General features: G+C 48.9%; 11 protein-coding genes. 4 read left to right on the top strand and 7 right to left on the bottom strand.

Annotated features, from left to right (window positions below):
* Nucleotides 1–43: 43 nt before the first annotated feature.
* Together KXJ70_RS07415 and KXJ70_RS07410 are read right to left on the bottom strand one after the other, a co-directional pair.
* Nucleotides 44–640 (bottom strand): TetR/AcrR family transcriptional regulator, encoded by a 597-nt coding sequence (locus tag KXJ70_RS07415; protein WP_219042781.1) that lies wholly within the window; start codon nucleotides 638–640, stop codon nucleotides 44–46.
* A 9-nt stretch (nucleotides 641–649) separates the two neighbouring features.
* Complete coding sequence (locus tag KXJ70_RS07410; RefSeq protein ID WP_219042780.1) at nucleotides 650–2878, bottom strand: cytochrome c3 family protein; 2229 nt, start codon at nucleotides 2876–2878, stop codon at nucleotides 650–652.
* Nucleotides 2879–3112: 234 nt separating this feature from the next.
* On the opposite strand from KXJ70_RS07410, the gene KXJ70_RS07405 reads away from it, so the two are divergent.
* Nucleotides 3113–4780 carry a sulfatase gene (locus tag KXJ70_RS07405; RefSeq protein WP_219043117.1) on the top strand — a complete coding sequence of 556 codons (1668 nt, stop codon included), beginning with the start codon at nucleotides 3113–3115 and terminating at the stop codon, nucleotides 4778–4780.
* A 15-nt stretch (nucleotides 4781–4795) separates the two neighbouring features.
* Here the strand turns inward: KXJ70_RS07405 and KXJ70_RS07400 are convergent, their stop codons facing one another.
* The 5 genes from KXJ70_RS07400 to KXJ70_RS07380 form a co-directional block, all read right to left on the bottom strand.
* Nucleotides 4796–6118 carry a DsbA family protein gene (locus KXJ70_RS07400; RefSeq protein ID WP_219042779.1) on the bottom strand — a complete coding sequence of 441 codons (1323 nt, stop codon included), beginning with the start codon at nucleotides 6116–6118 and terminating at the stop codon, nucleotides 4796–4798.
* A 79-nt stretch (nucleotides 6119–6197) separates the two neighbouring features.
* On the bottom strand, nucleotides 6198–6659 hold the full coding sequence (locus KXJ70_RS07395) for a DUF1330 domain-containing protein (RefSeq protein ID WP_219042778.1): 462 nt from the start codon (nucleotides 6657–6659) through the stop codon (nucleotides 6198–6200).
* Between the two features lie 115 nt (nucleotides 6660–6774).
* Complete coding sequence (locus KXJ70_RS07390) at nucleotides 6775–7413, bottom strand: glutathione S-transferase family protein (RefSeq protein WP_219042777.1); 639 nt, start codon at nucleotides 7411–7413, stop codon at nucleotides 6775–6777.
* 76 nt (nucleotides 7414–7489) lie between these two features.
* Entirely contained in the window at nucleotides 7490–9244 is a 1755-nt protein-coding gene (locus tag KXJ70_RS07385) for an arylsulfatase (RefSeq protein ID WP_219042776.1), read from the bottom strand.
* Nucleotides 9241–9618, bottom strand: a complete 378-nt coding sequence (locus KXJ70_RS07380; protein ID WP_219042775.1) for a DUF4345 family protein — start codon at nucleotides 9616–9618, stop codon at nucleotides 9241–9243. Before KXJ70_RS07380 ends, KXJ70_RS07385 begins: the two co-directional genes overlap by 4 nt.
* 292 nt (nucleotides 9619–9910) lie before the next feature.
* On the opposite strand from KXJ70_RS07380, the gene KXJ70_RS07375 reads away from it, so the two are divergent.
* From KXJ70_RS07375 to KXJ70_RS07365, 3 genes are all read left to right on the top strand, one after another.
* A complete protein-coding gene (locus KXJ70_RS07375) occupies nucleotides 9911–10600 on the top strand; it encodes a glutathione S-transferase family protein (RefSeq protein WP_219042774.1) in 690 nt (229 codons plus the stop codon).
* An 89-nt stretch (nucleotides 10601–10689) separates the two neighbouring features.
* The gene (locus KXJ70_RS07370; RefSeq protein ID WP_219042773.1) at nucleotides 10690–11295 is read left to right on the top strand and encodes a TetR/AcrR family transcriptional regulator; all 606 of its coding nucleotides are present in this window, start codon (nucleotides 10690–10692) and stop codon (nucleotides 11293–11295) included.
* Between the two features lie 160 nt (nucleotides 11296–11455).
* Complete coding sequence (locus KXJ70_RS07365; RefSeq protein WP_219042772.1) at nucleotides 11456–12586, top strand: GGDEF domain-containing protein; 1131 nt, start codon at nucleotides 11456–11458, stop codon at nucleotides 12584–12586.
* The last annotated feature ends 327 nt before the right edge of the window (nucleotides 12587–12913 follow it).

Below are 12913 nucleotides of genomic sequence, written 5' to 3'. Positions count from 1 at the left end.
CAGTTATCTGTTTATTGGGAGCAAGGCCGCGCTGATGCTAGCGTTACGCCTTGCTCGCTTTGCATCCCGCCACTAGGCGTTCGATATACCATTGTATTAATTCTAGCGACTTGGTTTTGCTAATGGTCTTGTCGTGAATGAGTTGCTGGCCTCCCCAGAATGACATCATTAACAGCCAAGCGACTTGGCCCGCGTGCTGGGTATCGATATTCATTGTCCGTGAAATCATCGGTGTATACAGATCGGAAATGAGTTTTCTGTATCGACGACTAACCGCGCTAAACGGCGTGTTGTGCGAGGTGTTGTCGGCCAGCAGTGCCCACAGCGCTTGTACTCGCCCCTCGGGAAAGCTAAATAAAACGTGTTGGGCCTTGGTAATGGCAACAACAATGTCATCGCTGTGCTTGCGCAAGATATCTTGAGTTTCGGTATAGAGCTCCTCAAACATATAGGACGCGGTCTGTTCCGTGAGGGTGTTGATGGAGTCAAAATTTTGATACACCAACTGCCGACTCACCCCGCCGTGTTCGGCAAGGGATATCATGCTGAGCGTGTTCCAACCGTATTCGTCAACAATGCCCGACGCGGTATCTAGCAGCATTTGCCGGCGCGCGATTTTATTCATATAAGGTCGAGCCATGATCCTTCCTTACTCGTTATTTTCGCGTTGATCCAAGCGTTGTGCTTGTCTGTAAAGCGCTTTCGCATTGTCTGAATTGGGGCTAAGGATTAACCAGGCTCTAATTTCGCGTAGCGCTTGTTCGGTGTGTCGGTATTTTAAATGGTAGCGGGCGCTTAACTCCAATATCTGTACATTGCTCGGAAAACTGTGGAGGTAAGTTTGTAAAATTGCCAGTGCTTGCTGGGGTTTGCCAACACTCTCTAGTGCAACAGCATATACATAGTTAATGTCGCTATTACTTGGTGCCAGGTCATGAGCGAGGCTTACGCTGCTTATACCTTTATCGTATTGTTGATGACGAAAGTAGGCGAGTGACAGGGCATAAAGTACGGAGCTATCTTTCGGTATTATCTGACTAGCGTGGATAAGACTGCCGAGCGCCGTTTTATCGTCCCCCGTGCGCCGGTATAAGTCGGCAAGATTGATATAGGCGGGACTGTATTGATCGTCGATGGCAATGGCGCGCTTATAAGCAAGTTTCGCTTGTTCATTGTGGCCGCGTCCCTGGTATAGCTCGCCCAGCGCTAATTGTACGCCCGGGTTGTCTTCATTGATTCGCAGTGAGTCTTCGTATTCTTTTAGTAGATTATTTAAATCAGATTTTTGGCCATCGCTCAGTGCCAAACTGCTTAGGGAGCCCGCCAAAAGCCGGGCGACAGTCATACGCACGGATTTGCTTTGGTCGTTAATTAAGTCTTTTAAATAGTGTGTGCGTTGATCTTGTGGCAGTACTTCAAGGGCTCTTACCGCGCCCAATCTTCGCAGCGGGGCTGGGTTTTTTAGATTGCTGATAGCAAGCTGGAAAGCGGCGCTTTCTGTTGCGGTGTTGAGGCGAGTAAGTGCCGAGGCGTAAATGATATCGGCGAGCCTATCCTTGCTGAGCAGGTTGCTTAGATCATTGCTGCTTAACCAAGGCTGCTCGTCTAGTGCTGCAAACATGTCGGTGTGCGGATAAGGATTTTTACTTTGGAAACCCGCCGACATTTTCTCTAGCGCCCATTCAGGGCTTTCATCTGAATGACACTGGTTGCACGCATTGGGAGTGCCGTGATCAATGGTATTTTGTGGGTTTGGAATACCGAAACGATGGTCGCGTCGAGCGTCGACACCCATATAGGTTGTGGCGGGCATATGGCAGTTAACGCACAAGCTTCCCGCATTTGGACTATCGTGTAGGCTGTGCTTTTTGGTGTCGAATACCTCCGGCGCATGGCATTGGCTACACAGGGCATTTCCCTCGGCCTTGAGTTTCGACGTGTGCGGGTTGTGGCAATTACTGCAGACGACGCCGGCGGCGTGCATTTTACTTTGCAAAAATGAGCCGCTGACAAATACCTCTTCCTTTATTTGTCCGTCAGGGTGGTAAAGCGGCGGTGAAATCAGTGAGAGCTGGATGTGGTCGAGCATGGATTTGTCCAGCGACCAGGGTTCGATAATCGTGCGATGAGCGTGGCATTGTGCGCAGCTGGATAATTGGGTTCCCAGCGGTGGTGTTTCCCGCTCAGCTATTCGCTGACCAAGGGTTCTTGTCCACGTTCCCGATTCATTTAGCGAGTGGCTAAAGCCTGCGTGAGCCTGCTTTTGTTGCCCATTTTTGAGCCAGGTCGTGTGTCCGCTGGCATCGCCGTGACAGGCTGTGCAGCTGACATTTATTTCCTGAAAGTGACTTTTAAACGACGCGCTTTCCACATCGTAAGCTTTTTGAAATTGAGTTGAATGGCACTCTGCGCAGCTGGTATTCCAAGTGTAAGCGAAGTGATCCCACTCCAAATCTGACGTCAACGCGTACCAGCGTTGACCACCTTCTGCTTTGGTCCGGCTATCCCAGGCAACAGGTAGAGCTTGAAATTTTCCCTGCGGAAGTTGTGCGAGATATTGTTGTAGAGGATAAAAGCCAAAGGTGTACTTAATTTCATAGCGTGTCGCTTGCTGGCCTGCATGACTAATCGCGACCAGATATTTTCCGCTTTCGCGATAGAAGGAAAACGAGTCCTGATTATAGCTTGCGCCACTGCCATCAAAACGGCCAAGCACAGTTTCTGCCTCGGCAATTTGCATCGATTTGTAATGATCGGATTGCTGCCATGCTGTCGCTTGCGCTGCGTGGCAATTCAGGCACTGGCTGTCATCGGCGAAACTGCCGGAAGCGAAACTTATTAAAAATAGCAGTAGCGCCAGGGTGGAAAATATTCTCATTATGGGTGTTTGTGCGCGAATTTGTTGTGGGGCTAATACTACCGTATTTCGGTCGCGCTAGGGTCATTTTTTACAGGGTGTATATATTTTGTGATTCTGCTGTTTTACTCGCAATAAATGGGATATTTCTGCGATTTGTTTAGCGCTGATCTCCTTTCTTGATTTAAATGTCATTATATGTGACATTAGTTTTTGTGGCGGAATAAATATAATAAAAAGGGATAGATCGTGAAAATGAAAGTATTGCTGGGCCTTCTTCTTGCAGTCATTTTTACCGGCAGTGGTTTGTGGTTAAATCGCGTCGACGTAATGCTTGCCCTTGTTAAGTTTAAAGCTGCACGTGAGGTGCCGGTAGGCCCTAATCGTCAGATTGACTGGCAGCAGGGGCCCGCTGTTGCGGCATCGAGTGATACGCCAGCTCCCCCGAACATTATTGTTATTTTGGCTGACGATTTAGGCATAAATGATATCTCAAGCTTTGGTGGCGGTGTTGCCGACGGCCGAGTGCAGACACCGAGCATAGATAGACTCGCTGCTGGTGGCGCGGTATTTAATCAATCCTATGCCGGGGCGCCAATTTGTGCGGCGTCTCGGGCAATGATTATGACCGGTCGCTACCCGACCCGAACCGGTTTTGAATTCACACCGCTGCCCAATGGAATGGGGTCGTCAGTGGTACAAATTGCGAACAGTGTTAACAACGGTTTGCCACCGGCATTTTATAACCGTGAAGCAGATGCCAGTGGATTGAGTTACGAAGATAAGGGCCTGCCAGGGTCAGAAATCACTATTGCAGAAGTCTTAAAAGAGCGTGGCTACCACACCGTTCATATTGGTAAATGGCATTTAGGACGGGGAGCGGCGTCAACGCCAAACGCCCAGGGTTTCGATGAAAGCTTGTTTATGGCAAGCGGTATGCATTTACCAGAAGATGACCCCGATGTTGTCAACGCAAAATTAGATTTCGACCCCATCGATAAATTCGAGTGGGCGAAAATGCAGTATGCGGCGTCCTTTAATAATAGCGGTGATGATCGGTTTCGGCCGGCGGGATACCTGTCGGACTATTGGACCGATGAATCGATAAAAGTCATCAAGGCAAATAAGAATAGACCGTTCTTCTTATACTTGGCGCACTGGGGTGTGCACACGCCACTGCAAGCTACGAGGGAGGATTACGTGGCGGTGGGCGATATAAAACCTCATCGTCTGCGAGTTTACGCAGCAATGGTGCGTGCTATGGATCGCAGTTTCGGTCGTATCATGGATAGCTTGGAAGAAGAGGGTCTCGCCGAAAATACGATTGTTGTTTTCACCAGCGATAATGGCGGCGCGGGATACCTCGGTTTACCCAAAATCAATGCGCCGTATCGCGGCTGGAAAATCACCATGTTTGAGGGTGGCATTCGCGTGCCACTATTTATGCGTTGGCCAGCAAAAATACCGGCGGGCTCGCAGGTGAACACGCCGGTTAATCACATTGATATTATGCCTACCCTTAGCGCCGCAAGTGGTGCCAATCTGCCTGACGACCTAGTTGTAGATGGTCGTGACATAATGCCTTGGGCGCAGGGTAGTGAATTACAGTCCGCACCTCATAAGACCCTGTTTTGGCAAAGTGGCTATTATCGCGTGGTGCGCGACGGTGACTGGAAGCTGCACGTATCAGAGCGGCCCAAGAAGGATTGGTTATACAATCTTGCCGAAGACCCAACCGAGCAAAACAATTTGGCCGCGTCGCGTCCAGAGCTGGTGGCAAGGTTAAAAGGCTTGTTGGCTGAGCATGCCGCATCGGGGCGCGACCCCATTTATCCCTACACACTAGAGGCACCGGTTGCAGTCGATAAAACCTTGGCAGATAAATTTGTAGAGGGCGACGAATATATTTACTGGCCAAATTAGCGCGAAGAATGCGAGCTAGATTGTGTGTCCAGTTCGCTCTTCGATAATGGCGTGTTCTAAGCGGTCAAGCCGGTCTTGGCCGAAGGTACAAAGTTGTCCGTAGCGAAAGCTGGGTACGCCCCATAAACCTTTGTCATACATATCCAGTAGATTTTCCTGGGCCCATTCACGCCAATGATCATTTTGCAAAAGTGGTTTAGCGATGGACCAATCAAGTCCGGCGGCAGTCACTATTTTTTTCATTCCCGAATCACTGGCAGCGTCGATACCCTCTGCCCAAACACTGCGAGCAAAGGTTTCGAGGTAACGGTTTCCTCGTCCCAGCGACACGGCGTAATCGAACAGGGCGTAGCAGCGTTCTACGCCAGCACCCAAGGGATCGGCGGAAAATCCAAAGTCGATGCCATATTTTTTGGCTTCGCGTTTGGTGTCTTTAAAAATATACATGCCCTTTGTTTGGGGTACTTGCATACGCCGCATTACCATCGGCAAAACCGGTTTTACGATTAAGTCTAGGCCATAGTGCTCAGACAGTTCTCTTGCTCTCACTAGACCGAGATAGGAATACGGGCTTCGTGCTGACCAGTAAATAATAATAGGTTTGTCTGATGTATTCGTGCCGCTGAAGACGTCATTCCGAACCGGTGGTGCTTGGCTTATCGCGGCAATGTCATGGTTCTTGATCGCATTGATGGCAGCCAGACGCTGCTCCAAAAACTCGAGACGACTGAGCCCCCAGTACCACTCGCCGCCGGGCTTTTCACCATAGTGCAGCATGGCAGTCAAATAGTGGCCTTTGCTTTTAAGGAGCGATTCGTTGGCAAGCAAGTGGTGTCGATAGCACTCTGTATTGCGGGCGATGCGCGGATCTATTAGCGTGTCTAGCAGTTCAATATTGTCGGCCCAATACGCTGTAAAAATGGCTAGTGCGCGCTGCAAATAATCGCCTTGTAGTTCGGCGTGTAAAAGTTGTGCGCTTGCGCTTTGGTTTCGTTCAACGGTCGAGACCGGTCCGCTGCGGGGAAAATCGAGGGAATATTTGTTTGCTAGGTAGGCGCTGTCGGCGAAGGCATTTTTTTCCCAAAGCGCTGGAGCGGGATACATATCTTCTTGCAGTTGCAGGATGGTTCTAAAATCAAATTCGATGTTGTAACGCTGAGAAAGCCTTTCTAGTACCTGAAGTAAGATATAGCTATAGGGATCGTTTATCCGCAAAAATACCGTGACGGTATGCGGCTTGCCTGACTTTTTTCGACGCCATTCCCCTAGGCCGCGCTGCCAGTTTTGCAAGCCTTCGCTGCATATTAAATTCAAAACATAAGGTGCCAGAAAACTCATAAATACACTCTGTTATGAAATGTTTTGGGTGTCGACAGCGAAACTATAATATCGACAGCGCATCCTATTCGGCTTATCGCTATACCAGCAGTGGACGAGTTACTATTAGTTTGGTGGCTTTCAGGCCCGCGTTGCGATGATGCAGTGCCGCGTGGTAGCTCGGCGAGCGCAGCATATTGATGAATACATCGACATTGGGGTATTGCACAATAATTATCTGCTGCCATTCGTCATCGGCGCCGATAAGGGTTTGCTCAACCGTGTTTAGCGCAAACAGGCTGCCGCCGCCTTCCGTCACATGCTGGATCGCCACTGCGCCGTAGCGGTTGTAGGCTTCCTCTCCGCTTACCTTGGTTGAATCATCGCTATGTTTGTATTGCGCGACTTCATGAAAGGCTAAAAAATTAACAAACTGCAGCGGCCCGCCGAGATCTTCAGCTAATAGCGATCTGATTTGGCTTGCCGTGGGGCCTAGGTTTCCAGATTCGTGTAGATCCAGCTCGCTAATAAGTGCGTCTATTTCCTTGCTTGTGAAGGGCATTATTAATTCTCCTTGTTAGCTTCTAGTGGGTTTGCTCGCGGCCGCGCTATTTGCAGGCTAGGCATTGTCTGGCATGTGCAGCAACTCAGTCTGTAGAGCGCTGCACATCACAAGCTCAAAGGCCAAGTATTGCCGCTTCTGCTGCAAGCAGGGGTGCGACTACGGGGTGACTTTTGACCCGTTTGATGAACGCAGCGAATAGCGGCCAGCGTGCTGCGTCGATCTGGTAATTGGCGTATCCCGCATTTATAAATGGGCTGATGATGCTAATGTCGGCCATGCTGAAATCGCCGAATATAAAGCCCTCTTTCGGTATCAGCGTTTCAACGTAATCCAAGATCGGTGGCAGTTGTTTTTCTATAATTTTTTGAACCAGGGCCTCGTCGGTCTCTTGATTTAAAAACATGGGGCGCATAAAGCGCTGGAAAAAAATACCGGCGGCAAGTTCGGTGACTCTGCTGCCCGCTAGTTCCTCAACCCAGCGCGCTTTCGCTTTTTGCTTTGGATTTGTTGGGTAGATCGGGTTGTCGGGATAGCTGTCTTCTAGGTATTCGCAGATGACGGTGGAGTCGCAAAGATTTAGATCGCCGTCTTGCAGTGCGGGAATTTTACCCAGCGGACTTATTTTTAAGTACTCGGCATCTCCCGAGTAGGGCATTTGCTGTACTTGTTCAAAATCGATTCCTTTTATCGCCAGGGCGACGAGCACCTTGCGAACAAAGGGAGATACCGAGTTGCCATGTAATACAATCATAAGTGCTCCTAAATATGAAATTGCTATATTGGTCGCTATTGCTTCATTGTCGCTACGCCAATGCTGGCGTTTAGTTCTATTTTCTTCGATATAAAATATAAAAAACGCCGCAAATAATGCTCGTTAATAGCAGCACTAAAAGCTGTTTACCGAAACGGTCACGGATACCATTGATGGCAACCTGGGTCGTACCATTGAAATTGGCGGGAACGTCCAAGACCCCATTTTCTGCGGCGTATTGATTATAGTGCTCCAGTAAGTCGGCCAACTTGTCTGGCATTGCCTCCCGTAGATCATTTGTTTCGCCGGGGTCATCGACGATATTAAACAAATGCCATTCGCTATCGCCAACCGGCCCCCGGTTTTTAACTATCTTATATGGTCCTTGAAACAGTGCCGCGTTGCCGCCCAGCTCATAGCCAATATAGTCAGATTCGGTATACACCTGCTCAACCTCGCCACGGCTTAGTGCTGCCAGGCTGCGGCCAATCATGGGGACGATACGCCGACCACCAAAGAACTCTGGCGGTGCGGGCGTTGAGGTGAATTCAAGAATGGTGGGCGTGATATCGGTTACGAAGGTAAATGCATTGCTCCGTTTGGCTTTGTCGCTAATGGGCTTGCCGGCAATGATGAGCGGAACACGCATGCCGCCTTCGCCTGCATAAAATTTGTAGTAGGCGAGCGGCGACGCCGCTGCACTGGCAAAGCTGGGGCCAATAGTATTAAAGCTACCTTTGCTGCCCAAGGTGTCGTAGTCATTGGTGTAGCCTTGTATTCTCAAGCCGAGACGGTTGAGTAAACTGCGTGGATTGTCGCCACCGGTAGCTTCGCTGCCGTTATCTGATGAGAATATAAAAATGGTATTGTCGTAGCGGCCAGTTGCTTTAAGGTGGGCAACTAAGCGACCGATGTGGTGATCCATCGCGTCGACCATGCCGGCGTAAACGGCCATGCGTTTGGCATGAAAGCGTTTTTCTTCTGCGCTGAGGCTGTCCCAGTCGTGGGTGCTGCTCATGGTTTGCATTTCGGCATTGGCTGGGATAATGCCAAGCTCCTTGCTTCTTTTTTGGCGCTGTTCTCTCAGCGCGGTCCAGCCCTGCTGATAGGTATCGAGGTATTTGTCTGTAAACTCCTTTGGCGCTTGTACTGGAATGTGAACGGCCTGAAAAGGAATGTAGGCAAAGAACGGCTGCGAGTCTGAATTAGAGTCGATGAACTCAATTGTTTTATCGATTAGAAACTCTGACGAATAAAAATCCTCCGGTAGCGTTGTTTCCTCGCCATCCGCAAACCAATTGGCCTTTTCATAAATGGGGATGTATGGCTTTTGTTCCCAGTTGTCGGCACCGGTATCAGCCAGGGTAATGGTGCGAGAAAATCCGCGCCGATACGGGAGTTCGTCACGGGCTTTACCCAAGTGCCACTTGCCGGCCATGTAGGTATGGTAGCCGGCGTTCTGCAATAGACTGGCTACGGTTACTACATCGCGGCTTAGTACGCCGCGGTAATTTTCGTGGACTTGATGCGCAGGCGGAATGCTCTCGGGGATATTGGGAACCCCATTTCTATGGCTGTCTACGCCGGTGAGCAACATGGCCCGGGTGGGCGCGCAGCTCGCGGCGGTATGATAATTGGTGAAGCTGATCCCATTCGCCGCTAAGGCATCCAATGACGGAGTTTGAATCTCACTGCCGTAGGACGCAATGTCACTGAAGCCCAGATCATCCGCGAGTATGAGGACAATATTTGGTCTTGCCACTTCAGCGTGGGCAAGATTAAAGAGCGTCGCTAGCAGTGTGATGCATACCGCTTGGGGTGATAGCTTCACTGTTTGTCGGCCAATTTTGGCGATGAAATAAGTAGCAAGCAGGCAACGACAATTTCGACGGCAATCATGTCTGGTGCAAAGGCCGCGTCGTGGATTAGCCACGCAATAAGGCGAAGTGCCGCTGCAGAAAAAAGCATCAGCGCGGGAGCGTAAAACCATGTTTTCCGCCCAGTGAGCAAGCCGCTTAATATCATTAGGCCCATTGCAATAAATAGGGCGCCAGTATCGGCAATCTGCGAGCTTCGGCCGAGACCATCTAATAGGGGCATTCCTAAGCTTTCTGCGGCGGCGGCTGGATCAACTGCCCATTGCAGACCAATGATAAGAAACAGGATAGCGGGCAGTGCCACGATAATACGGAGTAATTTCAGCATCGGTATATTCAGTCCATCTCATTGTTTTTATTTGAATTCGCAGCGGGAATGGCTATGGCTAATGCCCGCCGAGCTTATTATTTACCGCAATGCTATGTTTGTCAGCATTTTTTTGTCATAGTATATGTCAATATAATTTGGCTCGCAATTCAACTGAGTTTAGCGCTTGGCAACGATATAAATAAGCGGTGTGACTGGCAGGATTTGCCAAGAGTCACTTCGTATAATGTTTAGATAATAAATTTAATAATAGCCGGTATGGCTTTTGACATTGACTCATCGGGAGATAAACATGATCGATTTGTATACCGCACCGACACCTAACGGCCATAAAGCATCCTGTACCCTGGAGGCACTGGGTTTAGCGTATGAGACTCATTACGTTGACATCGGCGCAGGCGAGCAGAAAAAGCCGGCGTTTTTAGCCTTAAATCCCAATGGGCGTATTCCCGCCATTGTTGATCGTGACAACGATAATTTTGCCGTGTTTGAATCTGGCGCTATCATGATTTACTTGGCGGAAATGACCGGCAAGCTAATGCCCAGTGACGCCAAGGGGCGCTCAAAAGTTATTCAGTGGCTAATGTTTCAAATGGGCGGGGTGGGGCCAATGATGGGGCAGGCGAATGTTTTCCATCGCTACTTCCCGGAAAAAATACAGCCCGCTATCGATCGCTATCAAAATGAATGCCGCCGTTTGTTTGAGGTGTTGGATGGTCATTTAGCAGATCATGAATGGTTAGCGGATGACTATTCAATTGCAGATATTGCGAATTGGTGTTGGGTGAGAACCTATAAATGGTCGGGAGTTTCTGTTGAGGGATTAGATAATTTAGCGCGCTGGTTACAGGTAATGAAAAATCAGCCCGGTATGGAAAAAGGCATTGAAGTCCCTTTCAGTCTGGGTAACTTATTGGATGATCTAGATGATACTGCGGCGGAGAAATTCAAAGATTCCGCTCGGAATATGCTGCAAAAGTAATTTTGTAAAGGCGGTGTTGTTTTGCTTTTTTTGAGCTGCTGCCAGCCTCACTTGTAAATTAATAATAGTGCTTTACGGTTTTGATAATTATGGATGAAACGCAATCACCGACCAAAAAGGGAGCTGCCGATGGTCGCGTTCAACGCAGCAGGCGCAGTCGGCAGCTCATTATCGAGGCGATGCTGGATTTAATTAACGAGGGGGTGTTAATCCCGACCGCGCAGCAAGTGGCGGACCGCGCTAATATTGCGATACGTACCGTCTTTAGACATTTTTCAGAGATGGAGCAGCTTTACAATGAACTGGATGCGCAGATTCGAGAGCATTATTTAGATTTATTCCGTGGTGGAGATCGGAGCGGCACACTAGATACCCGCTTGCAGCATGCGATAGAGCGTCACGCAAATGCCTACACCACCTTGTCGCCGGTTATGCTGGCAACGCGTGCCTTGCTTTGGCGCTCGCCAACACTGACAAAATGCTACGAAGAAAATCAACAAAAATTGAGAATAGACCTGGATAATTGGCTGCCTGAACTAAAGGAAGTATCGACAGCTACACGTGAGGCGATAGATGCGATTGCGTCTTTTGACTTCTGGCATAGACTCCATGTCAGTCAATCAATGAGTAAGTCCGCGAGCGTGAAAATTATTGCCGACTTAATCAAAAGCCTTTTGGATGACGATCGGTGCTAATTTCCCCAAGCACTTTTTCTGCCTTCGGTGACATTGTCATATTGTTGTGAATTTGCTGTTCTATTTGGGGCATAAAGTAGGGGTAAACACCTAGCTACGTGTTCACGTTTTTCGGATAGGATCAAAAGGCCTACACCCTGTTAAAGTGCGATCACCGGGCATGATAAATAGCATCAAACCAATCGACCCGTATGTCGTCATCGAAAATGCGCGATGCAAAGCGCTAAATCAAATTTTGTTCTGCTTTGCGGTGGTTGGTGCAGTCGGTGGACCACTTTCTGCACTGCGCTCTGTGCTTACCGGCTGGCTGCCAATGTATAGCGCACATCTTATTATTGGCGCCTATGCCATTTTCCTTTGGGCGTCCGCGAGAAAGACATCTTACCAATTTAAATTTTGGTCGCTGATATTGTTGATGTGGTGTATCGGCGTAGTCGGTTTATTTAATTTTGGCATGCTTGGTGCCGGGACGTGGTGGTTGGCCACCAGTGCCTTACTGGGTGGAATGCTGTATTCCTGCCGAGTGGGGGTAATACTGGCGTTCGCTGCAATGACGGTTACCTGTCTGGTCGCCTATGGTTTCATGTCTGGAACACTTCAACTCAGCCCATCCGTTAGTGTCGATACATATATGCATTCGATGACTACATGGGGAGCGTATTTAGTGGTGGCGGTGTGGCTACCTATTATCATATTTACGTCCTTTGGTCGGCTTTCCAATGTCGTGACGAGTTTGGCTAAAGAGATAGCCGCTTCCCAGACCGAATTGTACAAAATGGCTAACTTAGACTCGCTAACGGGAGCGCTGCGGCCTCATGTGTTGGAAGACAGGCTTGAGTACGCGCTTTTTAAAGGGCGGCGCGCTAACGAGAGCGTGGGAGTAATATTCATTGACCTCGACAATTTTAAGCGTGTGAATGATACCCACGGTCATGCTACCGGAGATGCCATTCTTGTTGAGGTAGTTGCAAGGGCGAGGTCGATGCTGCGCGAAGAAGATTTGATTGCGCGAGTCGGCGGTGACGAATTTGTTGTTGTGATTACCGGTGTTGTCTCAAATGAACAAGTGGTCGCGGTTGCTGAAAAATTGAAAAAAACCATCTCAAGGCCATTTAGCTATAAAGGTACTAAGTTGGATATTCCTCTTAGCATCGGCGTCACCAGTGACTGGGGTAGCGACCTCAACGGTAAGCAGCTGATCGAAGCTGCAGATCAATATATGTACCACGCGAAACGACATGGCAGGAATGGGGTTTATGCTGGTGCAGTGCAGAACCTTGGTGCAGCGTAAGCCTTCCTTTAGATCGAGTCTCTTTTCTTACATCTGTTAATTTCTGATTCCTATGCGGTGCGCTCTGTTGTGTGGTGCCTGATGTCGTCTATAACAATGCCTACAGCTGCGGATCATATATGCAGTAGTTGGCAATATTAAAGCGGTCAAACTCGTATTCAGCAGCATGGCGCTCACTAATTCGGATGGAATTCACTTAAGCAATTGATTTTTATTGAGAAGCGATTATGCTCAGAACAAAGGGATTCCACATCAAATGCAGGACGCACACAAATGAAAAATCATCCCAAGCTTACTATCACCCTGATTCAAATAGAATTATCCTGC

It is taken from the genome of Zhongshania aquimaris, from assembly GCF_019312595.1.
Taxonomy (GTDB): domain Bacteria; phylum Pseudomonadota; class Gammaproteobacteria; order Pseudomonadales; family Spongiibacteraceae; genus Spongiibacter; species Spongiibacter aquimaris.
This window is presented reverse-complemented; position numbering and strand designations above follow the sequence as displayed.

Coding starts and splice junctions, on each gene's coding strand:
- KXJ70_RS07400 (WP_219042779.1), bottom strand. CDS start 6,118: ATGAGTTTTCTGGCACCTTATGTTTTGAATTTAATATGCAGCGAAGGC.
- KXJ70_RS07380 (WP_219042775.1), bottom strand. CDS start 9,618: ATGCTGAAATTACTCCGTATTATCGTGGCACTGCCCGCTATCCTGTTT.
- KXJ70_RS07395 (WP_219042778.1), bottom strand. CDS start 6,659: ATGCCCTTCACAAGCAAGGAAATAGACGCACTTATTAGCGAGCTGGAT.
- KXJ70_RS07390 (WP_219042777.1), bottom strand. CDS start 7,413: ATGATTGTATTACATGGCAACTCGGTATCTCCCTTTGTTCGCAAGGTG.
- KXJ70_RS07365 (WP_219042772.1), top strand. CDS start 11,456: ATGATAAATAGCATCAAACCAATCGACCCGTATGTCGTCATCGAAAAT.
- KXJ70_RS07415 (WP_219042781.1), bottom strand. CDS start 640: ATGGCTCGACCTTATATGAATAAAATCGCGCGCCGGCAAATGCTGCTA.
- KXJ70_RS07375 (WP_219042774.1), top strand. CDS start 9,911: ATGATCGATTTGTATACCGCACCGACACCTAACGGCCATAAAGCATCC.
- KXJ70_RS07405 (WP_219043117.1), top strand. CDS start 3,113: ATGAAAGTATTGCTGGGCCTTCTTCTTGCAGTCATTTTTACCGGCAGT.
- KXJ70_RS07410 (WP_219042780.1), bottom strand. CDS start 2,878: ATGAGAATATTTTCCACCCTGGCGCTACTGCTATTTTTAATAAGTTTC.
- KXJ70_RS07370 (WP_219042773.1), top strand. CDS start 10,690: ATGGATGAAACGCAATCACCGACCAAAAAGGGAGCTGCCGATGGTCGC.